The organism is Desulfosporosinus sp. Sb-LF (genome assembly GCF_004766055.1).
In the GTDB taxonomy this organism is placed as follows: Bacteria; Bacillota; Desulfitobacteriia; order Desulfitobacteriales; family Desulfitobacteriaceae; genus Desulfosporosinus.
On sequence record NZ_SPQR01000009.1, the window covers coordinates 136,336 to 160,767 of the forward strand.

Annotated in this window: 19 protein-coding genes and 1 other annotated feature; of the genes, 5 read left to right on the forward strand and 14 right to left on the reverse strand. The window is 45.9% G+C overall.

Annotation, left to right across the window (positions count from 1 at the left end; all coding sequences use genetic code 11):
* Nucleotides 1-73 precede the first annotated feature (73 nt).
* The 3 genes from E4K68_RS14705 to E4K68_RS14715 form a co-directional block, all read right to left on the reverse strand.
* Entirely contained in the window at nucleotides 74-1,399 is a 1,326-nt protein-coding gene (locus E4K68_RS14705) for a folylpolyglutamate synthase/dihydrofolate synthase family protein (protein WP_135379690.1), read from the reverse strand.
* A gap of 22 nt (nucleotides 1,400-1,421) precedes the next feature.
* Complete coding sequence (locus tag E4K68_RS14710) at nucleotides 1,422-4,088, reverse strand: valine--tRNA ligase (RefSeq protein ID WP_135379691.1); 2,667 nt, start codon at nucleotides 4,086-4,088, stop codon at nucleotides 1,422-1,424.
* A 48-nt stretch (nucleotides 4,089-4,136) separates the two neighbouring features.
* Nucleotides 4,137-4,352, reverse strand: a binding site (T-box leader).
* 69 nt (nucleotides 4,353-4,421) lie between these two features.
* A complete protein-coding gene (locus E4K68_RS14715; RefSeq protein WP_135379768.1) occupies nucleotides 4,422-5,837 on the reverse strand; it encodes an FMN-binding glutamate synthase family protein in 1,416 nt (471 codons plus the stop codon).
* Between the two features lie 191 nt (nucleotides 5,838-6,028).
* Here E4K68_RS14715 and dcuS point away from each other — a divergent pair, with 191 nt between their 5' ends.
* The 3 genes from dcuS to E4K68_RS14730 all read left to right on the forward strand — a co-directional run bounded on the left by dcuS (nucleotide 6,029) and on the right by E4K68_RS14730 (nucleotide 9,870).
* Nucleotides 6,029-7,636 (forward strand): DcuS/MalK family sensor histidine kinase, encoded by a 1,608-nt coding sequence (gene dcuS, locus E4K68_RS14720; protein ID WP_135379692.1) that lies wholly within the window; start codon nucleotides 6,029-6,031, stop codon nucleotides 7,634-7,636.
* Nucleotides 7,633-8,340: a response regulator gene (locus E4K68_RS14725; protein WP_135379693.1), complete on the forward strand. Its 708-nt coding sequence runs from the start codon at nucleotides 7,633-7,635 to the stop codon at nucleotides 8,338-8,340. Before dcuS ends, E4K68_RS14725 begins: the two co-directional genes overlap by 4 nt.
* A gap of 183 nt (nucleotides 8,341-8,523) precedes the next feature.
* On the forward strand, nucleotides 8,524-9,870 hold the full coding sequence (locus tag E4K68_RS14730; protein ID WP_135379769.1) for a 2-hydroxycarboxylate transporter family protein: 1,347 nt from the start codon (nucleotides 8,524-8,526) through the stop codon (nucleotides 9,868-9,870).
* A 104-nt stretch (nucleotides 9,871-9,974) separates the two neighbouring features.
* On the opposite strand, the gene E4K68_RS14735 is transcribed toward E4K68_RS14730, so the two are convergent.
* From E4K68_RS14735 to E4K68_RS14750, 4 genes are all read right to left on the reverse strand, one after another.
* A complete protein-coding gene (locus E4K68_RS14735) occupies nucleotides 9,975-10,505 on the reverse strand; it encodes a nitroreductase family protein (RefSeq protein ID WP_135379694.1) in 531 nt (176 codons plus the stop codon).
* Nucleotides 10,506-10,607: 102 nt separating this feature from the next.
* Nucleotides 10,608-11,747 carry an acyl-CoA dehydrogenase gene (locus tag E4K68_RS14740; protein ID WP_135379695.1) on the reverse strand — a complete coding sequence of 380 codons (1,140 nt, stop codon included), beginning with the start codon at nucleotides 11,745-11,747 and terminating at the stop codon, nucleotides 10,608-10,610.
* A 97-nt stretch (nucleotides 11,748-11,844) separates the two neighbouring features.
* On the reverse strand, nucleotides 11,845-13,032 hold the full coding sequence (locus tag E4K68_RS14745; RefSeq protein WP_135379696.1) for an acetyl-CoA C-acetyltransferase: 1,188 nt from the start codon (nucleotides 13,030-13,032) through the stop codon (nucleotides 11,845-11,847).
* A 167-nt stretch (nucleotides 13,033-13,199) separates the two neighbouring features.
* Nucleotides 13,200-13,946 carry a TIGR04086 family membrane protein gene (locus E4K68_RS14750; RefSeq protein WP_135379697.1) on the reverse strand — a complete coding sequence of 249 codons (747 nt, stop codon included), beginning with the start codon at nucleotides 13,944-13,946 and terminating at the stop codon, nucleotides 13,200-13,202.
* 182 nt (nucleotides 13,947-14,128) lie between these two features.
* Here E4K68_RS14750 and E4K68_RS14755 point away from each other — a divergent pair, with 182 nt between their 5' ends.
* Complete coding sequence (locus E4K68_RS14755; protein WP_135379698.1) at nucleotides 14,129-14,875, forward strand: LysM peptidoglycan-binding domain-containing protein; 747 nt, start codon at nucleotides 14,129-14,131, stop codon at nucleotides 14,873-14,875.
* 147 nt (nucleotides 14,876-15,022) lie between these two features.
* A complete protein-coding gene (locus E4K68_RS14760; protein WP_135379699.1) occupies nucleotides 15,023-15,901 on the forward strand; it encodes a DMT family transporter in 879 nt (292 codons plus the stop codon).
* Here the strand turns inward: E4K68_RS14760 and E4K68_RS14765 are convergent.
* From E4K68_RS14765 to clpX, 7 genes are all read right to left on the reverse strand, one after another.
* A complete protein-coding gene (locus E4K68_RS14765) occupies nucleotides 15,867-16,865 on the reverse strand; it encodes a sodium:calcium antiporter (RefSeq protein ID WP_135379700.1) in 999 nt (332 codons plus the stop codon). The genes E4K68_RS14760 and E4K68_RS14765 overlap by 35 nt on opposite strands.
* Nucleotides 16,866-17,228: 363 nt before the next feature.
* Complete coding sequence (locus tag E4K68_RS20430; RefSeq protein WP_158291432.1) at nucleotides 17,229-17,405, reverse strand: hypothetical protein; 177 nt, start codon at nucleotides 17,403-17,405, stop codon at nucleotides 17,229-17,231.
* Nucleotides 17,389-17,649: a hypothetical protein gene (locus E4K68_RS14770; protein WP_135379701.1), complete on the reverse strand. Its 261-nt coding sequence runs from the start codon at nucleotides 17,647-17,649 to the stop codon at nucleotides 17,389-17,391. Before E4K68_RS14770 ends, E4K68_RS20430 begins: the two co-directional genes overlap by 17 nt.
* 11 nt (nucleotides 17,650-17,660) lie before the next feature.
* On the reverse strand, nucleotides 17,661-18,272 hold the full coding sequence (gene yihA, locus E4K68_RS14775; RefSeq protein WP_135379702.1) for a ribosome biogenesis GTP-binding protein YihA/YsxC: 612 nt from the start codon (nucleotides 18,270-18,272) through the stop codon (nucleotides 17,661-17,663).
* A 444-nt stretch (nucleotides 18,273-18,716) separates the two neighbouring features.
* A complete protein-coding gene (gene lon, locus E4K68_RS14785; protein WP_135379704.1) occupies nucleotides 18,717-21,155 on the reverse strand; it encodes an endopeptidase La in 2,439 nt (812 codons plus the stop codon).
* Nucleotides 21,156-21,265: 110 nt separating this feature from the next.
* On the reverse strand, nucleotides 21,266-23,011 hold the full coding sequence (gene lonB, locus E4K68_RS14790) for an ATP-dependent protease LonB (RefSeq protein ID WP_135379705.1): 1,746 nt from the start codon (nucleotides 23,009-23,011) through the stop codon (nucleotides 21,266-21,268).
* 154 nt (nucleotides 23,012-23,165) lie between these two features.
* On the reverse strand, nucleotides 23,166-24,431 hold the full coding sequence (gene clpX, locus E4K68_RS14795; RefSeq protein ID WP_135379706.1) for an ATP-dependent Clp protease ATP-binding subunit ClpX: 1,266 nt from the start codon (nucleotides 24,429-24,431) through the stop codon (nucleotides 23,166-23,168).
* Nucleotide 24,432: the final 1 nt, after the last annotated feature.

Here is a 24,432-nt window from a genome sequence, read left to right on the forward strand (position 1 = left end):
CCACGAAGTATTATATCAAATCTCAAAAAACTTGTGTTAAGTTAATGTTAAGTTTTTTACAACTCGTTAACAATCATGAAGGTTTTAATTCCTTAATTAAGGCCTGACGAGCATCTGCCAACATATAGATTGAACCTGTGACACAAAGCATGTCATTTTCTCCGAGACGGTTAAGCGCAAAAATAACCGCTTCCTTAGGGTCTTCAATGCATGAAACCGACCGCCCATGCTGTTCAGCCAAGCTCGCTAATGCTCTCCAGTCCCCGGCACGCGGTGAATTTGGACGGGTGATAATGATTTCGTCCGCCATTGGTACTAACATATTCACTACTTTTTCCCGTTCCTTGTCTGCCAGCATCCCTAAGCAAAGTATGAGCCGATTACGTGTATAAAGTGGCAGAGCCTGCGCTAAGGCCTGCGCTCCGTCCACATTATGTGCCCCATCTAGAAGGACTTTGGGGTTTAGAGAAATTAGTTCTAAACGTCCAGGCCACTCTACTTCCCTCACTCCAGCATATATAGCTTCTCTGGGGATGGCGACTCCATATTCACTTTGTAAAATTTCGCAAACCGTCACCGCTGTGGCAGCGTTGCGGAGTTGGTGGAATCCGACCAAACTAAGGCGCAACTTTGTGAAGGTCGAGTGTAACCCTACAAGGTCAAATTCCTGTTCCAACTCACCGCTCCACTTACTTTCCCAGCGAACATCTTCCCCTACCAACCAAAGTGGGACATCCATGGCTTTGGCTTGCTCACGTAATACGTGAATAACGTCTGGATTTTCAGAGGCTGTCACGACAAATGATCGGGGTTTAATAATTCCTGCTTTCACTTTGGCGATCGAGACCACATCGGAACCCAAATAATCCATGTGGTCCATCGCAACATTCGTTATGACAGAGATTAGAGGGGAAACCACATTCGTCGAGTCGATGGCCCCACCTAACCCGACTTCGATTAGGGCAAAATCCACGTTTTCCTCAGCGAAATAAAGTAATGCAAGCGCGGTACTCACTTCAAATTCGGTAGGATGCTCAAAGCCTTCTGCAACCATCTCTTCCAAATGCGGACGTACACACGCGATCTCTCGAATGACCTTTTCCTTTGGAATCATCTGGCCATTTATGGTCATACGTTCGCGATAATCATGTAAATGAGGGGACGTAAAGACCCCCACCTTGTATCCAGCTTTCCGCAAAATACTTGCAATCATGACCGTTGTAGAACCCTTGCCATTTGTACCACCCACATGTACCACTCGTAGCTTTCGTTCTGGATTTTCTAATCGTTTCAAAAGTTCTTGAATGCGCTCTAGACCAAAATTCATACCAAAGGTTGTCATATTGACGAGATATTGCAAGCTCTCTTCATAGTCTCTTTCCAGATCTTTTCCAGACATCTCGCTTCTCCCCCTTTTTAGTCTATGAGTTTTGCTTTAGCTCTCTCACACGATCCTCCAAAGCTGTTTTGCGCGATAAAATCCCCTCAAGTCGTTCCCGTTCCTTGGCCACGACGGCTGCTGGTGCTTTACTTGTGAATCCTGGGTTATTCAGTTTAACGTCTAGGCTCTGAATCTCCTGGGTCGCAATCGAAATTTCTTTCTCTAAACGGACGATTTCCTTATCTAGATCCATGAGTCCTTTTAATGGGAGATAAATCTCTACGCCTTCCAGAACGGCACTGGCCGCTTGAGAAGGTTTTTCAGCGATCGATTCAAACAATTCTAAGCTTGCCCCTCCGGCCAATTTCAGGATGTCTGGCTTTCCAGTCTCGAGCACTGTTCGTTGAACCTCATCTGGGGCCAGGATCATGATTTCTACTTTTTGCCCAGGTGATACTTTCATCTCTGCCCGAATATTGCGGATCGCTTTAATGGCTTCCATGAGTAGCGTCATATTTTTCTCAGCCAGGCTATCCTTGTATGCGGGCACTTCCGGCCACGGTTGCAGCATAATGCTTTCACCTTGTACAGGAAGGTTATGCCATATTTCTTCTGTCAGGAAAGGCATATAGGGGTGCAAAAGCCGTAAGGTTCCTTCTAGAACTTCTAGCAACACGGATTGAGAGGTATGGCGTGCTAGCACATCTTCCTTGTTATAAAGACGTGGTTTAGTGAGCTCAATATACCAATCACAGAATTCATTCCAGATAAACTCATAAAGCAATCGACCAGCTTCCCCTAGATCAAAGCCTTCTAACGCTTCCGTCGCCTTCTCCACTGTAGCTGCATAACGGCTGAGAATCCAGCGATCAGCTAAGGCAAGTTCCCCACGCGGCCCTTCCTCGTAATCTTCTAAATTCAAAAGCACATAACGAGAAGCATTCCAAATCTTATTCGAGAAATTTCGGGTTGCTTCGAGACGTTCTGGGTGAAAACGAAGGTCATTTCCTGGCGTATTGCCTGTGATGAGCATGAAACGCAAAGTGTCTGCTCCGTACTGTTCAATCACTTCAATCGGATCTACACCGTTGCCCAGGGATTTACTCATCTTCCGCCCTTGAGCATCCAGCACCAGGCCGTGAATCATGACTTTAGGAAACGGTACTTCCTGCATAAACTCCATCGCCGTGAAAATCATGCGGGCAACCCAGAAGAATATAATATCCCTTCCCGTTACCAACACAGATGTCGGATAAAACTGTTCTAGTTCGGGCGTTTTTTCTGGCCACCCCATCGTTGAAAAAGGCCAAAGTCCCGACGAAAACCAGGTATCCAAGACATCCGGATCTTGCTTTAAGCGAGTAGATTCGCAGGTTGGACAGCTCGACGGATCGTCACCAGTACAGATCTCCTGACCACAATCCTCGCAATACCAGACCGGAATGCGATGACCCCACCACAGCTGCCGTGAAATACACCAGTCCCGGATGTTTTCCATCCAGCCCAAATAGATCTTATCAAATCGATCTGGGACAAATTCCAAACGCCCATCGCGAACAACGTCAATAGCCGGCTCTGCCAAAGGCGCCATTTTCACAAACCATTGCTTACTCACCATTGGTTCAATAACGCTGGAGCAACGATAGCATTCCCCAACAGCATGGGAATGGGGGGCAATTTTAACAAGCGCCCCTTCAGCTTTCAAATCTTCCACGACCGCTTTACGAGCCACGAAACGATCCATTCCTAGATATTTACCTGCATTTTCATTCATCTTGGCTTCTTTGTCTAAGACGACAATCTGTTGCAAATGATGGCGTAGCCCTATTTCAAAATCGTTTGGGTCATGTGCCGGGGTGATCTTCACCGCACCAGTCCCGAATTCTCGGTCGACATAGTCATCCGCGATGATCGGAATTTCTCGCCCTGTTAAGGGAAGAATCAACGTTTTCCCGATTAAATGCGTATAACGTTCATCATCCGGATGAACTGCCACAGCCGTATCTCCGAGCATGGTCTCTGGTCGAGTGGTTGCTACAACCAAAGCCTCTTCACTATCTTTGACAGGGTAGCGCAGATGATACAAATTCCCTTCGCGATCAGCATGTTCTACTTCAATATCCGAAATAGTGGTATGACATTTCGGGCACCAATTAACAATATAATTTCCCCGATAAATGAGCCCTTTATTATATAAAGTGACAAACGCTTCTCGAACTGCTTTAGAACACCCTTCATCCATGGTAAATCGCTCACGTTCCCAATCACAAGAAGCACCTAAACGGCGTAACTGCTGCGTAATTCGTCCACCATACTGTGCCTTCCAATCCCAGACCCGTTCTAAGAACTTCTCTCGCCCCAGTTCGTTGCGATTCGTTCCTTCCTTTGCCAGCTGTTCCTCAACTTTAGCCTGAGTTGCAATTCCAGCGTGATCTGTCCCTGGCACCCAAAGCGTGTTAAATCCCTGCATCCGCTTAAAGCGCGTCAGGATATCCTGAATCGTACTGTCCATCGCATGCCCAAGGTGTAGAGCACCCGTAACATTCGGCGGGGGCATTACAATACTAAACGCCGGCTTCTCAGTTTGCACTTCCTCATGAAAAAAGCCGTTTTCCTCCCAATACTGGTACCATTTCCCCTCCACCAGACTCGGATCATACGTTTTTGCCATTTCTACTTTTTCTGTTTTCTCAAGTTTCTCTGTCATATAATTTCTAACTCCTTTTATCTTAACTAAAAAAAGCCTCCATCCTTGGTAAAGGACGAAAAGCTTCCGTGGTACCACCTTTATTCTGAGAACTATTACGTTTCTCAGCACTTATCATTTGCTAACGGGTTTCTCCGTCAGAGAGTACTTCGTTCCCCTCTGCCCCTCCTGTGCGACCTTAGAGCCTTCCGAAAAGACCTCTCAGCTATGGTCTCTCTCTCTGAACGGTTCATGAACCCTTTTCCTCACATTCTTCGGGTTTGATTCGAATATTTTATTTAATACATTATACTCGGCACGATAAATATTGTCAAAAGAGTGCGAATGGATCGCTTAGTCCTGCCGAGTATAAGCACGTTTTACGCCGGTTACCTGTGCTGTCCATTCGTCTACAGCCACTAAATCGTTGGGGCCAAGCTCAGACAAAGCCGTTTTTCCCATGGCCCGCACTCCCTCTTCCATCTCCATGGTCATCGACTTAAAGACATTGACCACACTCTTGCTCGCTAAACTAATATCTAACTGTTTTTTATACGGTGAATCGTACCAGACTAATTGTGTTAACGGTTCCCAGGGTAGTATTTTGTGCACTTGTCGATGAACTAGGGCAAACAGAGGGACTGTTCCCAAATAGATCGCGTCCGCTCCCAGTGCTATGGCTTTTAAGCATTCCCCAGGTGTAGCATATCCTCCTGCGACCACTAAACTCACTTCTTTACGAGCACCCTGCTCGCGCAAAAAACGTTCCGCTCGAACTAAGGCCAGCAAACTAGGGATTCCCAAATCATCGCAGATCATAGGAGATGCGCCAGACGCCCCACCTTGAGCCCCGTCGATGACTATAACATCGAAGTCCGCCTCTAAACATACTGCCAAGTCCCTTTCTATACCCCCCGTGGCCATAATTTTAATCGCAATCGGTTTCCCGGCCGCTTCGACACGCAAATCTGAAACATACTTAGACCAATCCCAAGGAGAATTAATTCCCGGAATGACCGCTGCAGTTACGACAGATTCCACCGGAGAAATACCCATTAGTTTTTGCGCTTTTCCTTTCACTGAATTAGGTTCTAAAGTAAAGGGTCCCATCCTCGCCCCCTGTCCCATCTGTACTTCAATCATGTCCGCAGCAGCAATCCCTTGGGGGCTATGTCCCCAAGGGGTGCGGCTAATTTGCCAGATAAACTTCCCGGCCTCCTCCCGTTCCTCTTGCAAAAAGGGACCCTCTCCAGAATTCGTAGCTGTCCCAAGTTGCTTTGCCGCTTTAGCTAAAGCTTTTTTTGCCTCTTCACTGAGGCCAACTCCGAAGCCCATGCCGGAAATTATTAAGGGAATATCGATTTGAAGGGGCTTTTTGGCTTTGGCCCCAAGGGTTACCTTCATATCGACTTGAACATCTGCTTCCTTGGGAAGGCGTGCCATTTGGGCAGGTACAAACATCAGAGTATCGTAATGGGGAAGAGGTTTTGCTGATCCTAATGGCCGCTGGATTAGCTTTCCTTCTTCAGCCCGTAGTCCGATTTCGAGGATTGTTTGTACCGACGTACGACGCACCGCACTCCAAAGTTCCATTAGGTTCTCATGGTATTTGTCTTGAAGTAGCCTTTCTATTACCAAGCCAAAGAGGCGTTGCACAAGAGTCCGAAACAATCGTTTGCCCACGAAAAAGAATACACAAGCTATTATTACTCCAGCAATGAGTGCCCCCAAGGCTGAAAGAGCTACCACGAGCAGCGCTGTCTGTAACAACAAGGTCAATCCTCCATCTTCTTATAACGCAATTGTCTTTTCACATTTAATATGCGTAGTCTATGCTGCTTGACAAATAATATACAAAGAGGACCACCATTTCTTTAAGTCACACAAGTCCCCCTTGACAAGGTTGCCCGCTTTACATATTCTTGGCTGGTACTTTATTTGACAGTATTGGGGGGAAGAACATGCGGACGAGTAAACCCTTTTTTAGTTTGCAAACCATCATGACTTTGCTTGTTTGCAGTGTAGTAGCTCTATCCCTAGCGGTAACCGACATCTTAATTAATCAGAAAATTGCTGATAACACTCAGAAAAATCTGGCAGACAAAGCGACGACTATTGCCCGCATTGTTGCCCACTCCCCTCTTGTAATTGAAGCCCTCAATGGGCAACGAGCTGAAACGGAAATTCAGCCCTTTGCGAATGAAATACGAAAGATCACTGATGTCGAGTTTGTTGTTGTCATGGATATGAAGGGGATAAGAAAGTCTCATCCAGATATCAACAAAGTAGGACAGCCCTTTGTAGGAGGAGACGAAGGGGCTGCTCTAAATGGGCACGAATACGTTTCCAATGCCAAAGGAACTCTGGGAATGTCCTTACGTGCATTTACTCCTATAGTTACTCCCACAGGTAACCAGGTGGGAGCCGTAGCCGTTGGGATCTTGCTTAACAATGTAAATCAGGCTGTCGCCCAGAGTCGGTTGATTATTTATATATGTGTTGGCTTCGGATTACTGGTAGGAGTTATTGGTGCCTTATTTTTAGCCCGAAAAATAAAGAACATAATGTTTGGATTAGAACCTAAAGAGATTGCCAAAATGCTCGAAGAACGCAGTGTCATGCTACAATCCGTAAGAGAGGGCATTTTAGCAATTGACGCAGATTCCCGTATTACACTCGCAAATGCTGCGGCTCTTCGGTTATTTAATCAGGCAGGAATTTTAGGTGACCCGGTTGGAAAAAAAATAGCGGACTGTGTACCTAATACACTTATGAATATTGTGCTGGAAACAGGGAGTGCGAAATTAGATCAGGAACTCGATCTATTTGGAATAACGCTCGTAACAAACATCATTCCGCTCTGCGTAAAGGGTAAAAGTGTTGGAGCAATTGCCACTTTCCGAGATAAAACTGAAATAAAACAAATGGCTGAAGAATTAACGGGTGTGCTTCTCTATGCTGAGGCCTTGCGCGCACAAGCCCATGAATTTATGAATAAACTGCAGGTTATTCTCGGTATGGTCCATATGAAATATTATGACCAGCTTTCCACATACATCAGCAGAATCGCCCACCAGCATCAAAGCAACGTCGGTTTTATCACAAGACATATTAAAGATCCTGTATTGGCAGGCTTTATTCTGGGGAAAATGAGTTATGCCCGAGAGGTTGGCGCAGAATTAGTACTCTTCGAAGAATGCTTTTTGCCAGCTCCAGCAGACCCGGAAGTGATTCATGAAATAGTTACCGTGATTGGGAATTTGGTCGATAATGCGCTAGAAGCCGTGGTTTATTGCCCACTTAAACGAATTAACGTTAATTTTTCTTACGAAGATGATGTTTTAAGCCTTGTAGTAAGGGACACCGGGCCAGGTATTAACGATGAACTAAAAAGCCAAATCTTTATCAAAGGCTATTCTACCAAGGGCCCTAAAAGGGGCGTAGGACTATACTTAGTAAAGCGTAGTCTGGATAGACTGAATGGGAAAATCGAGATACTTTCAGAAGAAGGTCATGGAACTCAGTTCAAGGTGTCTTTACCTTATAAGAGCAAGGATGAGATAGAATGATTAAGGTCTTAATCGTAGAAGATGATCCTATGGTCGCCGAATTTAATCGGCGTTATCTCGAGCAAGTCGGGGGCTTTGAGTTAATAGCAGTCGCCCCTTCGGTTGCTGACGCCTTGCACATATTAGATCGTCAAGAAATCAACTTGATCTTACTTGATATCTTCATGCCAGGTATGAATGGATTTGATTTATTAGCACAGGTTCGAAAGCTGGGCCAAGGGGTCGATGTTATTGTCGTATCCGCTGCTTGTGATAGTCAAAGTATCAAAAAAGCTTTACGCTATGGGGCCGTGGATTATTTAATTAAACCGTTTGAATTTGAGCGTTTCAAAACGGCTTTATCTGCGTACCGAGAATGGGCAAGTATGACGAAGGATCAAGAAAGGCTAAGCCAGGCAGAATTGGATATACGGCTTCTTCATCAGAACTCAGTTACTGTGCCTAGTGAATTGCCTAAAGGGCTGACTCGAAACACCCTGAAGACTGTCTGGGAAAACATACAAGCAATGAAGGGGAACTCATTTTCGACAGAAGAAATGGCCAGCCGTGTAGGAGTTTCGCGGGTGTCGATGCGCAAATACCTAAGCTTTCTTACGGATATTGGAGTGATAGACATGGAAGTTATCTACGGTTCAATTGGTCGACCGGTCTATCAACACCGTTGCATAAAGCCTGATAGTAATTTAATGAAGCCGTATTTATAAACGATCCGAGTAAAGGTGGAGTAACCGATCAACGGAAATGATCCGTCAAAAAGCCTTTTGCACTCGAAATACTTTCTTTAGTTACAAAACAGTTAACAAAATTAATTAAACTGTTAAAATTATCTGAAAAAATTTAATATAAAGAAGCAAATTAATTCAGGAGGTGCTTCTATGAGTTTGGCTATGAAAAAGGAAGTCCCAAATCCCAGTCCCAAATTCTCTGAGATCAAGGAAATCCCACCTTCCAGTTTTTTCTCTAAAATTACTAGCTATAAAGTCGGGGTTGTTCCCTTGCCTCTCTATCTGGTCTTAGCGGCGGTCATATTTATGGCATCAATGTATGGTAAACTCCCTGCAGATATGATCGGTGGTTTTGCTGTCATCATTGTTATGGGTGTCCTTCTCGGGGATATCGGACTTAAAGTTCCCATTTTAAAAGAAATTGGTGGCCCTGCCATTATGTCGATTATGGTTCCATCGATTATGGTCTTTTACAATTTAATTAATCCTTCAGCATTAAAGTCAATAACAGCCGTCATGAAAACATCCAATTTTCTCTATCTGTATATTTCCGTCTTAGTCGTCGGCAGTATCCTTGGCATGAATCGGAAAGTTCTCGTTCAAGGTTTTCTGCGCATGTTCGTACCTCTCATTGTTGGAACAGCTGCCGCTATTTCAGCCGGATTGTTGGTCGGCACTCTGTTTGGCTACACCATCCACCACACATTTTTCTATATCATTATTCCTATTATGGGCGGGGGAATTGGGGAAGGTATACTTCCACTCTCTATTGGTTATTCAGGTATTTTAAAAATACCCCAAGAAGCTCTTGTCGGCCAACTTATTCCGGCGGCGGTTATTGGTAATATTGTCGCAATTATTTGCGCTGGATTACTAAAGCGTTTAGGAGAGAAGAAACCTGAACTTACCGGCAACGGTGTCTTGGTCAAAACGGGCGATGACTTAGGCTTGTTAGATGCCAAAGGCATTGATAAACCAATTGACTTTCCCCTTATGGGAGCGGGACTCCTCATTGCTTGTACCTTTTTCGTCTTCGGTAACTTAGCGAGCCCATTCATCGGAATTCCGGGCGCTATTATCATGATTTTCACCGCTGCTATCATAAAGTATCTAAATATCATGCCTGCTAGAATGGAACAGGGTTCCTTTCATCTATACAAATTTGTATCTTCAAGCCTCACCTGGCCTCTGATGGTCGGTTTGGGCGTGCTGTACACCCCTTTGAAAGATGTCGTTGCCACAGTGACTCTTGGATACCTTGTAGTTGTTGCCTCAGTTGTTTTAGCCATGATCTCTTCCGGTTATTTTATCGGTCGCTTCATGAATATGTATCCCGTCGAATCCGCTCTGGTCACAGGGTGCCACAGTGGTCTAGGTGGAACAGGAGATGTCGCCATCTTGTCTGCTTCAAATCGGATGGAATTGATGCCTTTTGCCCAGATCTCCACCCGGATTGGCGGCGCCTCAATGATTGTCATTGCCACCATATTATTAAAGCTCTGGCATTAGGGGACTTGTACTTTGAGTTAAATTTTCTTCATAATAAAAAAGAGCTGTCTTAAAATAATGTCAAATGACATTCATAAAGACAGCTCTTTTCACTTTCTACTCCCCTATGCTTGACCCCATTTTCCATGGAAAACTATCTCTGTCATTGCTTTTCTTGGACGCGGGCGTCGTTCCTCTGCAGCATATCCTAAGGGCGTCATGGCTACTACACGTACATCCTCAGGAACATTTAGCGCTTTCCTTGCTTTCTCTTCTGTAAACAGGCCCTGCCAGCAAGTCCCTAACCCTTGTTGGGTGGCAGCCAACAACAAATGCTCCATTGCGAGTCCTGCATCAAGCATCATAAAGTCCTTGCCTTCCCATACTTCAGATTCCTTAGGTACAGCACAGAGCACAACGACGATCGGGGCTCCTGTTAAGGCCTTCCGCCCAGGATTGCTCTCCTCCATACAATCTGCCAATGCTTGCCGTCCAGTTGCATCTTCAACAACTATGAAACGCCAACACTGCATGTTCTTCCAGGATGGCGCCAACCGAGCCGATTCCAAGATATACTCTAATTTCTCCCGTTCAACTGGCTTATCCTGATAGGTTCGTAAACTTCGCCGGGTCTGAACTACTTCAAGGAAATCCAAGCTAATCCCTCCTCTAATTCTCTTGTACTACGTACAACGTCCTTAACTTTAAACTAAGTTTATTCTCTAAGGTTCCCCAAATTTCCTGCTTTCATTAACGACCTATGCCCTCAAATGCTTTGCTACAACAACCCTCTGAATCTGATTTGTACCCTCGTAAATTTGCGTGATCTTAGCATCTCGCATATAACGTTCAACCTTATACTCCTTACAGTAACCATACCCACCAAAAATTTGCACCGCATCCGCTGTAACCTTAACAGCTGTATCGCTGGCAAACATTTTAGCCATCGAAGCTTCCTTAGCATAAGGGAGTCCGGCCATCCTCTTGGAGGCTGCCTGATAAACGAGCAGTTTTGCTGCTTCGATCTGAGTTGCCATATCCGCAAGCATGAATTGAATCCCTTGGAAGTTGCCGATGGGTTGTTTAAACTGTACCCGTTCTTGAGAATAGGCGAGTGCTGCCTCGAATGCTGCTTCAGCGATTCCCAAGGCCTGGGCACCGATCCCGATCCGACCGCCATCAAGCAGAGACATCGCAACCTTGAATCCTTGCCCTTCTCCACCCAAAATGTTTTCTGCAGGGACCATGGCATCTTCAAAAATTAATTCACACGTTGCCGAGCCATTTAAGCCCATTTTCTCTTCCTTTTTCCCGATTTTGAATCCTGGTGTGTCCTTATCTACTAGGAAAGAAGTAACCCCATGGGACCCTTTAGAACGATCTGTGGATGCCATGACTAAATATACTTCAGCATAACCTGCATTTGTGATAAAACGTTTTGTCCCATTCAAGATGTAGTGATCCCCTTGACGAACCGCGGTTGTCTGCAAGCTGGATGCGTCCGAACCAGCGTTAGCCTCTGTCAAAGCAAATGCCCCAATGAATTGCCCACTGGCAAGCTTCGGTAAGTACTTCTTCTTTTGTTCATCTGTCCCGAAATAGAGAATTGGGAAACTCCCTACCGACGTATGGACCGCTAAAATCACAGCGGTAGAGGCGCATCCTTTGGCAATTTCTTCGATAGCCAAAATATAAGATAAGAAATCCGCGCCAGCGCCACCGTATTCCTCTGGTAGGGGAATTCCCATGAGTCCGAGTTCACCCATTTTACGGATAGTTTTCAAAGGAAACTCGTGGGTTTCATCTGTGATCACTGCTTGCGGAACAACTTCCTCCTGGACAAAATCGCGCACCATCTTTTGCATCATCAATTGGTCCTCGTTAAGTTGAAAATCCATCTTTCTCCACCCCTTCTATTCTCTACTTCATTCTTTATTACCTAAACTTTATTTCCTACGCTTTTCTTTACAATTCCTAGTTTCCGATCCTCTTTTCTTAAACCCCGTACACCTCAAGCATGATCGCATCTCCTTGGGCTGCGCCACTACAGATCGCTGCGATCCCAATTCCGCCGCCACGGCGACGCAATTCGTAAATCAAGGTCATAATGACTCTTGCCCCACTGGCCCCTATGGGATGGCCTAATGCGATGGCCCCTCCATTGACATTGACTTTATCGGGATCCCAATTAGCAATTTTTTGACTTGTTAAGGCCACTGCCGCAAACGCTTCATTTGCTTCAATTAAGTCGATATCTCCGATCGTCATCCCTTTTTGCTTTAGGAGTTTATTAATTGCCAGTCCAGGAGTGGCAGCAATATATGCCGCTTCTTGCCCAACACTAGCGTGCCCAAGTATCGTGGCCAATGGCTTTTTACCCATTTCACGGGCTTTTTCCTCACTCATGAGAACCATAGCACCAGCCCCATCATTGACACCAGGTGCGTTTCCAGCTGTGACTGTTCCGTCTTTTACAAAAATCGGAGGTAACGCAGCTAGCTTTGCCAAAGTAGAATCCCGACGAGGGCCTTCATCCACAGCAAACCAGAGAGATTCCCCTTTTCTTTGCGGGATTTCCACTGGAGCGATCTCTTCAACGAACTTACCCTCCTCAATGGCCTTAGAGGCTAATTGTTGGGATCTAAGTGCAAAGGCATCCTGCTCTTCACGTGAAACACCATATTCTTTAGCCACGGTAGAACCATGAACGGCCATATGAACATTATGGAAAGCACACCACAAACCGTCATTGACCATTAAATCGATAATGCTGTCATTTCCCATCCGATAACCAAATCGAGCCTTCTTTAGGGCAAACGGCGCATTGGACATACTCTCCATTCCGCCCGCAATAATAACGTCCGCATCTCCAGCACGGATAATGGTTTCTCCCAAGGTCACAGCACGCATCCCAGAAGCACATACTTTATTAATCGTCTCGGAGGTGACTTCCACTGGGAGTCCGGCTTTGATACTCGCTTGACGCGAGGGGACCTGTCCTGCTCCAGCCTGGATAACCATCCCCATGAGAACATTATCGACGATGCCTCCGGGAAGATCTGCACGTTTAAGCGCTTCCCGAATCACATGTGCCCCAAGATCAACAGCGGGAATATCCTTAAGACCTCCGCCCATCGTACCAAAAGGAGTCCTAGCAGCACTGACAATAACTACTCTAGACAAATTGATCTTTCCTCCTCTTACTTTTTGATGTCTCCGTCTTCCCCTTTTACTATTCTATTCCGCATGACCGGAATCCTTCTTGCAAATCAAAATTTTCTAACTATTCCGTTAAATATGTGCTTGGGCCCACGACATCATGAGGTGAGGTGTTGTAACGTGAAGTTCCCCTATTCCTCCCACCAAGGTCTCTTATTAACTACGACGTCACTCCTAACCAAACCAGTTTCCCTCATTCCGCACTGTTCAGGGTAATTAGTTTGGCTATTCCTAAATTCGTCATACCTGCTTTCGTTATAACCCGATCCTTCAGATTTCACGTTTTCATCTTCCCTATCCCAAGACCACTCGACATCTGGTTCCTTTGCGGATGTTATCTTCGCTTCACTAATCTCCTGAAACTCGCTCTCCGAGTTTTTAATCCATTGAGAACTGGGTGTATTTCTTTTCTTTTGGAGATCTTCCTCTGTATCCCAATCAAACTCACTGCTGGCAAGATCATCAGAGCCATAGCCAGCATAAGAAGGTGTAGAATATGAACTTTTTCTTCCTTGCCAGGCGCCCGCGACAGCCCCTTTCCCTCCACCTGCCCCAACCGCACCAGCGACCAAACCGATCATTGCACCTTCAGCAAGTATTTGAATAAAACCCCACCCTCGGATTGGGAGAAATAATGCTAGCAAAAGCGTCCCCACTATAACATAACCTGCTCCAGCAGCCCCCCCCATGAACCATATCCCACTTTCTTTTGCCGTGCGATACCCACCTACCGAGCAACTTGCAAAAAGCCCGATATCTAAAAGTAGAGAGACGCTCAGTCCCCCAAGACCCATGGCACCCCATACAATTCCAGCAAAAAGAGTTAAGACTGTGATAAGTAAGGCTGTTGTAATTCCTCTCAAAACGTATGAACCCACTCTTAAGACCTCCTCTTTCCAAATATCGATTCATCGAATGCCAAAAATCTAGCGTTTAAACTTTACTCCATCATACGCAGAACTCGTCCAATAAATTCCGTTCTTATCCCATTATTACCCATTACCACGTCTCCTTCTTCGGGAATATAGTGTACTATGCCGCACGAAAAGGAGGAGTCCCTATGGATTATGCACGTTATGTTGTGCAACCAGGCGACACGATTTATAAAATCGCTAAAGCCTACAACTTCACAATGGCAGAAATCATTCACCTCAATCATTTGAAGCACCCTGATCGCATTTATGCTGGTCAAGTACTATTGCTACCTGTCCTTGAAACACACGAACCTACTCCTGATCAGATTCCCGAACCAAACTATACATATGCCATGTGGCTATTTGAGGCGTATGCAGGTGCGGATTCGGAATTAACAGCCATCACAACCTACCTTTATCAAGCTGTACTCCTGGATCGGCCAGAGTTTGATGCCTTGTTAAGGCCGATTGCTTATGACGAAATGCAACATCTAGAAAAATTAGCCCTTGCCTTACGTCATCTTGGTGTAGACCCCAGATATGGTTCATTCAAGAACGGCCACTGGATCGATTGGCGATCACGGTTTATCGACTATACGAGCGAACTTTGCTCACTTCTTGATGTAAACATTGAAGACGAGGCCAAAGCCCATCATGAATATCTAGAACTTGCTCAGAAAATACCCATTCCAGAAATCCAATGTATTCTGACAGAAATAGCTGCTGATGAAGAACGCCACTATCACCTATTCTGTCAAGCGAAACAACAATATTGTAGTGAATGTTCCGGTCCACCCCTACCGCCATGTTCCCCGCCACCCATCTATACCCCGATAGAAACTCCGGAAATCCCGCCCAACTTGCCTGGACCCCATGATGGCGGAAGAGGGTAACAACTTTTTCTTTTCAGTTGACATAGGTTCCGTTATACTAGAGACTAACGTAATCCACTGTGCCACAATCTCTGTTAACACTCAGAAAGGCCGTTGCGTATCATTACGCTACGGCCTTTCTCAATATCTAAAAGAGGAGTGTCTGGATTGAATCTGAACAAAAGCAAATGGGCTGATCTTTCCTTACTTTTGGTAACCTTAGTTTGGGGTTCCACCTTTGTCATCGTCAAATGGGCAATCGAGGATCTTCCCCCATTTCCATTTCTTGCAATTCGCTTTGCCTTCGCGTTTATTAGCTTATTGCCTTTTCTCTGGTTCCAACGTATGCACATCTCTGAAGGAGCCCTAATTCAAGGAGTATCCTTGGGGGTCTTTCTCTTTTCTGGGTACGCCTTTCAAACGGTCGGATTGCAATATACGACTGCCTCTAACGCTGGTTTTATAACCGGTCTCTCCGTCGTCTTTGTCCCAGCCCTAGTTACCATTACGACACGAAAGCTTCCACGTCCGGGCCTAGTTCTCGGCATTACGAGCGCTTTAATAGGCTTAGCATTTCTCTCCCTGGGTGACCGTTTTCAACTCAACAAAGGGGATATAATGGTGCTCCTCTGTGCCTTAAGCTTTGCCTTACATATCTTTTTAGTCGGGCGTTATGCTCCTCATACTAATGCTACAGTGTTGGCCGCTGTCCAAATCCTTACGGTGAGCGTTTTGAGCGGGATTTTCTCCCTACTGGTACCTCAGCCTGCTCTGCATTTTAGCTCGACAGCCTGGATTGCCTTGCTAGTCACTGCCATTCCTGCGACCTCGCTTGCTTTCTTTGTACAAACAAAAATGCAACAATTCACAACCTCGACCCATACAGCCCTCATTTTTTCCATGGAACCCGTTTTCTCAGCCATCTCTGCCTTTTTCCTTGCCGGAGAAATCTTAACCCATAAAGGGCTGTTTGGCGCTGGATTGGTCTTGGGAGGTATGCTCATTGCCGAGTTTACTGGATCGGAAAACGAAAAACTGTCAGAATAAACAGAAGGTAAAAAACTCCTCCGATCAGAAGATCGGTAGGGAAAATCACACCTTTTCGTCGGAGAGAACTATAAGGAATCATTGCGGCTCCCAAGGCAAGAAATGCACTCCATAGTGCCAAAGTGTCTAACTTCCAAGGCGTAATAACAATCCCGATCGCCGGAATCACAGAGCTTTGAAACACCATAGCTCCCGTCAAATTCCCCATTGCTAAGGTGTCTTTACCACGACGGATCCAAAGGACACTATTAAACTTTTCCGGTAATTCCGTAGCAATCGGTGTAATGATCAAGGCGAGCACAAAAACAGGAATTCCGACAGACACCGCGATAGGCTCCACAGCATCCACAAAACCGCTCGCCCCAAACACAATCGCCATGAGAGCCAACGAGATCTGTAGTAGAATCATTATCATTGAGGGGTTAGGCGTTCGTCTTGCCATATAGAGCGGAGCTAACTTTTCGTGTGTGCACCCATCTTTACAGTCACGCAATGTTTGATACACATAAACCCCATAAGCCGCGACTAATACTAACGACGCTCCATTTTTAAGCGTTTGATTGGGCAAAAAAGAGGCTAGAATGGCCATAGAATAAACAATGAGGAAAAACTTCAGATCACGTTTTACGACCACAGGATCTAAAAGAAGGGGACGATTCTTCCGACGGAACAAAAGTACAGAAAGCCCTGTGACAAAGAAAGCAAGTGTCGCCAGCATAAACGGCGCACCCAAAATAGCTCCAATCCCGATATCCGACCCTTCCGTGCCGTTACCCCCACTCAAAAAGGCCATAATCGGAACCATAGTCTCTGGCAAAGCCGTTCCAACTGCCGCCAAGATACTTCCAACAGCTCCAGCCCCAAGTTTGAGCCTTTGCCCTAGCCACTCAATTCCATTAGTAAATGCTTCTGCTCCGATCAAGATAATACCTAAACTCACAATAAGTAACCCTATATCTTTCAAACATCCCTCTCCCTTCTTCTTGCCCAGATACCGAGGGTTCCTGATTATCATCACTCACTCTAAATATACGAGAGTGAGATTTTTTTATGTATCAGAACAAGAGGAACGCCGTAATTTGGAGACGGAAAAGGGGACAGTCCTTGCTTGCATGTTCGATGCAAGCCAAGAACTGTCCCCTTTCTCGATTACAAGACGGTGCACGTGAAATATGCCGTCCACCCAAATGGTCCATCCCCCGTCCGTCCTCCGTCTCCCCGACCCAAGCCAGGGACGCAGTGTGACACAGCGCGACGTCTTTACGTCAGCAGCCCAGCAAACTTCCGTTCAAGCGAACCGACCTCACTTTCACGTAGACGGTGCACATTAAATGTGCCGTCCACCCAAATGGTCCATCCCCCGTCCGTCCTCCGTCTCCCCAACCCAAGCCAGGGACGCAGTGTGACACAGCGCGACGTCTTTACGTAAGCAGCCCAGCAAACTTCCGTTCAAGCGACCGACCCCACTTGCATACAGACGGTGCACATTAAATGTGCCGTCCACCCAAATGGTCCATCCCCCGTCCGTCCTCCGTCTCCCCGACCCAAGCCAGGGACGCAGTGTGATACAGCGCGACGTCTTTACGTAAGCAGCCTAGCAAACTTCCGTTCAAGCGACCGACCCCAGCCACGGGGCAGTGCACAGGACGTGCACTGCCGCCAATGCGCCAAGGACGGCGCTTTTGGCGGGAACCCCGCTCCTCAAAGCCAGTCGCTTGAACGGTTAGTTTGCTCTGCGTCGTAAGCACCGAGCGCTATGTCACGCAAGTCCCCCGAGTCCCCCGAGTCCCAGAATCTCTTCGATCGCCTCATTTAATTCTTCTCCACCCGCCCCTGACATTGCGGAAAAGGGAAGGATCAATGACACGTCAGGGATATCTAACGCCTTGGCAATAACGTTCAAATGCTTATGCCACTGACCACGCGCTATTTTGTCTACCTTCGTTGCCACAACCATAGTCGGAACCTGCATTTCGCGGAGCCACTGCTGCATTTCAATGTCTTCTACACTCGGAGCATGACGAATATCCACAATTTGAATCACCGCACGCAATGACTCACGCTTTTTAAGATAATTCTCCATCATAGGACCCCATTGTGCATTCACCGTCTTGGCGACCTTAGCATAGCCATAACCTGGCAAATCAACAAGAAACCAAGCATCATTGACACCGTAAAAATTCAAAGTCTGTGTTTTACCCGGGGTATTTCCAGTTCGTGCAAGATTACGTCGCCCTAAAAATTTATTAATCAATGAGGACTTCCCTACATTAGACCGTCCTGCCATTGCAATCTCTGGCAACCCTCCGACAGGATACTGGTCATATTTAACTGCTGAGGCGACATATTCAGCTTTCCTAATAATTATCAAGGCTATACCGTCCTTTCATGGGAGAAAGTGTCTTAGCCCGTTCGCACTCGCTCCATCGCTATTCGCTTGACGCTAAAGCTAAAACACAAAACCTCTGGGTTGTTCTGCATGTCAACCGTTGTGTTTCTTAACGCCTTATCGTCTGCGCTCATTGACGCGATTCCGCTCACCGTGCTCTCTAAGCTAAGAAACTTTCTCTGGGCTTGGGTCAACGGGATTTGAAACGACGTTAAGGTTGTTTACGTCGTTGCCGTAAAAGCGCTTTGCGTGCTTTTTAGCGAGGAAGATGATTTTCTTTTCATTCTAGAAAATGATGAGTGATTTTAGTGCAAAAATTGCTTGACCCGCAATTCGAAGTTTCTGTATAGAATACTGCTTAAAGTAAACAGATAGACAGATGCCCGGAATTAGGCATCTGTCAATTGCATTTTCGTTCATCTCATCCTAGAAGGACGTCCCTTTCGACACTGGACGTTCTTCCGGCCTGGGTTCGCTTGCCGGAATTCCTCCTTGGGTATAGATGGGATGTGCTGGAACTGGAATAGTTCCCGGGACCTCATCCGAATGAGCTAATGGTAAGAGGGCAAGGTTCAGTACTTCTTCAATTCGGCTTACAAAGTGAAATTCCATGACTTTGCGAACGTTTTCTGGTACATCTTCAAGATCCTTGCGGTTTTCTTCGGGGAGCAACACGACTTTAATTCCTGCTCGATGAGCTGCTAAGACCTTTTCCTTGACCCCACCGATAGGTAAAACGTTTCCACGTAAGGTTATTTCACCGGTCATAGCGAGGTCTGAACGGACTGAACGCTGGGCTATGGCAGAGGCCATGGCTGTGGCCATGGTGACTCCAGCTGAGGGTCCGTCTTTGGGAGTGGCACCTTCTGGGACGTGAATGTGAAGGTCTGTTCTATCATAGAAATCTTCTTCGATTCCCAGTTGAAGTGCATGCGCCCGGACAAAGGTCCAAGCCGCTTGGGCGGATTCCTTCATGACATCGCCTAATTGACCTGTTAGAGTCAACCTTCCTTTTCCTGGTAATGGAGTTACTTCAACTGTTAGGACTACTCCACCGACTTCTGTGAACGCGAGTCCCGTAACCGCCCCTATTTCAGGAGCCTTCGCTGCCACTTGGAAGTGATAACGTGGTGCACCCAACGCAGATTCTAAATCTTCGACTGTCAACGTATGCGGTTCCCATTCCTTTTTCACCCAACGGATAGCTATTTTACGACAGAGATTAGCCACTTGCCGCTCGAGATTCCGCACACCCGACTCTCTTGTATACCCCTGAACCAATTTAAGCATTATCTCATCGTCAAGAGTCAGAACTTCCTTTTTGAGCCCATGTGCTTCCATCTGCTTCGGTACGAGGTAGCGCTTAGCAATATTGACCTTTTCATCTTCTGTATACCCACTGAGAGTTATAACCTCCATCCGATCTAAAAGTGGACGGGGTATCGTGTGCAATGAGTTGGCAGTTAGAACAAAAAGTGTCTGAGATAAGTCAAAAGGTAGTTCCAAGTAATGATCTGTAAACGTACTGTTTTGTTCAGGGTCCAGCACTTCTAAGAGAGCAGAAGCGGGGTCCCCACGAAAATCCGAAGTCATCTTATCGATCTCATCTAGGAGGAACACAGAATTACGAGTCCCGGCCGTCCGAATCCCCTGAATGATTCGTCCTGGCAAAGCCCCAATATACGTGCGGCGGTGTCCCCGAATCTCTGCTTCATCACGTAACCCGCCCAAAGACATACGCACAAATTTTCGATCTAAGGCCCTAGAAATAGATTTAGCTAATGAGGTCTTTCCAACTCCTGGAGGCCCTACTAAGCAAAGAATGGGACTTTTCATTTTAGGCGTCAGTTTCCGGATCGCCAAAAACTCCAGAATCCGCTCCTTGATTTTCTCCAGCCCGTAATGATCTTCATTCAAGATAGCCTCGGCCTTTGCTAAATCAATTTTATCCTTGGACACTTTTGTCCAAGGAAGCACGAGAATCCAATCGAGATAAGTGCGCACAACGGTTCCTTCTGCTGAGGAAGGGGGCATTTTTTCTAGACGTTCAATTTCTTTGAGCGCTTTTTGTTCCACCTCTTTTGGACACTTAGCCTTGGCAACCTTTTCGCGGTATTCATCCGCCTCAACTTGACGCTCATCTTTGTCCCCAAGTTCTTTTTGGATCGCCTTCATCTGTTCGCGTAAATAGTATTCCTTTTGCGCTTTATCCATTTGCTTACGTACTCGTTGACCGATGCGGCGTTCTAATTCTAAAATTTCTATCTCGCGCATGATCAGTTCTGTTAAACTTTCCAAGCGTATGTTAACTGTTATGGCTTCAAGAATCGTTTGCTTATCAGGCACCTTAAGGCTAAGGTGTGAGGCCACAATATCTGCTAATTGACCGGGTTCCTCCACCGCTAAAACGGTTCCCAAGGTTTCTACTGGTACTCGTTTACTAAGTTTGGCATATTCCTCAAACTGATGCATCATACCTCTGATTAATGTTTCGATTTCTGGCGTACGAACTACCTTTTCCTCAGGTAATTCCTCGATACGTACCCTAAATAGCTTATCTACCTCTAAAAATTCGAGTACCCGTCCACGGGAAATCCCTTCAACCAAGACACGCATGGTGCCTCCTGGGAGTTTCAAAAGTTGCTTGATTTCTGCGACTGTACCCATTTCATACATATCATCTCGGGTAGGTGAATCAATTTCTGTCTCTTTTTGTGAAGCCAGAAGAATAATCCGGTCCCCAAGCATAGCCTCTTCAATCGCAGCCATGGAACGTTCCCTGCCTACATCCAAATGAATCACCATATACGGAAAAACTAGAATTCCGCGTAGCGGAAGTAAGGGTAATTCGCGTTCTTTGATCACTAATATCCCCCCCCAATTGAAAATTGCATTGTTCGTCAAAATAGCGACGTAATGAACCAGTAAAAAAAAGACACACTAGAGCTAGTGTGCCACACTTATCTTGAACTATTCTAACATGTTTTGCCTTGTTCAGGCAAATTAGCTACGACGTTGGTTACCACTTTATTGACAGCAAAATCCAATCGGCTCAAGACTTCCTCAAGTGGAGGTCTCATCTCAGTTTTCTCAAGTCTAACTTCGGAGGCAAATGCTCTATCTAAAACTTGTGCGAGCCCCTCCACTGGGATAATCTCAATCTGGTCCTTTAAGTCAGTAAAACGTTCCTGCCAGTTTTCCTTAGGGATTAGAACCCGCTTGCACCCGGATTGTTTTGCCGCTTCGATTTTAGCCGCTACGCCTCCAACGGGTTTTACATGCCCGTGAATGGAAAGCTCCCCAGTCATCGCTAGATAGTTGTCCACTTTTTGCTGTCGAATTGCCGAAATTGTTGCCGTCGCTATGGCAATTCCAGCAGATGGACCATCGACTGGCCCGCCACCCGGAAAGTTTACGTGAATATCATAATTTCGAGGTTCAATCCCCATTTGCCGTCTCAAGACGGTCAAAACATTTTCTACCGAACTACGGGCCATACTTTTTCGTCGAGTCTTCTTACCTTCGCCCCCTTGTTCCTCTTCCTCGACAATTCCAGTTACCAAAAGCACACCTGCACCCGGATTGACAGGGAGGGCGGTCACTTCTAACTCCAGAAGCATTCCCATATTGGGTCCGTAAACAGCAAGACCATTCACGACTCCAATGCCTGCTTCAGTCGGCACTTTTCTATCTGGACGAGGGGCATATTGTCCGGTTGCGATAACCCATTCCACAATTTCCACGTCGATCTCAGACAACTGGTCTGTCAAAGCCACTCCTGCGGCCAACTGAACCATATTGACAGCCTCACGCCCATTGGTAGCATACTGTTTTATGACCTCAATGGCTGCCACAGTGATAGGCATGTCCATTTTTTCTGCAGCAACTCGTGCAATTTGCGAGATTTCATCGGGGAGTAAACCTCGGAAATAAACCTCCATACACCTCGAGCGAATCGCTGGCGGAATTTGCTCTGGGCTGCGTGTGGTCGCTCCCACAAGGCGAAAATCCGCTGGTAGGCCATTTTGAAAAATATCATGAATATGTTGTGGAATATTAGGATCTTCTGAGCTATAATAGGCGCTTTCCAGAGTCACCTTTCGATCCTCTAATACTTTCAAAAGCTTATTAATCTGGATCGGATGAAGTTCTCCAATTTCATCGATAAATAGTATGCCACCATGCGCTTTGGTAACGGCCCCTTGTTTTGGCTGGGGGATTCCCGCTAACCCCATGGCTCCTGCCCCCTGGTAAATTGGATCGTGCACAGAACCGATTAGGGGATCGGCAATTCCTCGCTCATCAAAGCGAGCCGTCGCCCCATCGATTTCGGTAAAATGAGCTTTCTCTTTAAACGGTGATAGTGGATTTTTCTTGGCTTCTTCCAAGATTAAGCGAGCAGCTGCAGTTTTTCCGACACCAGGGCTTCCATAAATCAATACATGCTGGGGATTCGGACCACATAAAGCAGCTCTTAATGCTTTAATCCCTTCTTTTTGCCCGATAATTTCATCAAAATGAGTAGGACGAGTCCTTTCAGACAACGGGGTGGTCAAGACGATCTTTCGCATGGTTTGTAACTTTTCAAGTTCCTTGCGTGACTCTCTTTCAACCGAGACTTTATTTCCCTGTTGAGATTTGAGCATTCCCCAAAAATAAAGCCCGATGACAACGGCAAAAACCAACTGAACAACCATAACTATTCCGCTAAGTCCATTCATACACTTATTTCCTCCCTGTGATATCTCTTAGTTAGTATTACCACAAGGTGGAAATTAAAACCTTGGAAATAAGAAAGTAAAAAAATAACACCGGTGCAGCTATTACGGCTACTCCGGTGTCTCTGATTTTTAAGGAAACTTACTTCCGATGAAATTAAGCAGATTCTTCCTTCTTGCCTTTTTTGGGTTTATCTGCCACAACAAGAATTGGCTCTTCCTTCTTGGCCACCACGTCCTGGGTGATAACACACTTGGTGACATCAGTACGCGATGGTAAATCATACATCACATTAAGCGTAAGCTCTTCAACGATTGCCCTAAGACCCCGTGCCCCAGTATTCCGGCGAATTGCTTCAGTAGCTATTGAAGCGAGTGCTCCCTCTTTGAACTCTAAAGTTACACCATCGAGCTCCATTAGCTTTTGATACTGCTTAACCAAAGCATTCTTGGGTTCCGTCAAAATACGGACCAACGCTGCTTCGTCTAAAGCCTCAAGTGTTACAATCACGGGTAACCGTCCAACAAACTCCGGAATCAATCCGAACTTTTGTAGGTCTGATGGCAAAATCCCTTTTAGAACTTCACCGTTTTTCAGATCGGATTTGTTCTGGATATTGGCGCCAAAACCCATGGTTTTTTGCCCAGAACGATTTTGAATGATTTTTTCAATCCCGTCAAACGCTCCGCCGACAATAAACAAGATATTGGTGGTATCCAACTGAATAAATTCCTGGTGAGGATGTTTGCGTCCACCTTGCGGGGGCACACTAGCAACGGTTCCTTCAAGAATCTTCAGCAAAGCTTGCTGAACCCCTTCTCCTGATACATCACGGGTAATAGACGGATTTTCAGACTTACGAGCAATTTTATCGATCTCGTCGATATAAACAATACCCTTTTCCGCTTTTTCCACATCATAATCAGCCGCTTGGATTAATTTGAGAAGGATATTTTCTACATCCTCACCTACATAACCTGCTTCCGTGAGTGAAGTGGCATCCGCAATGGCAAAGGGAACATTAAGGACTTTAGCTAGAGTCGAGGCCAGCAAAGTCTTTCCTGAACCAGTAGGTCCCAGCATGATAATGTTCGATTTTTGCAATTCAACATCATCAATTTTCATGCCTAAGTTAATCCGTTTATAATGGTTGTATACTGCCACGGAAAGGGCCTTTTTCGCTTGTTCTTGACCAATAACATATTGATCAATAATCGCGCGGATCTCCTTCGGTTTAAGAATATCCCCAATTTCAACGCCCAAGTCATCCGTCAACTCTTCTTCGATGATCTCATTGCATAGTTCAATACACTCATCACAAATGTAAACGCCTGGACCTGCAACTAATTTCTTGACTTGTTCTTGGGTCTTGCCGCAAAATGAACACTTTAGTTGATTTTTGTCTTCGGTGTACTTTGCCATC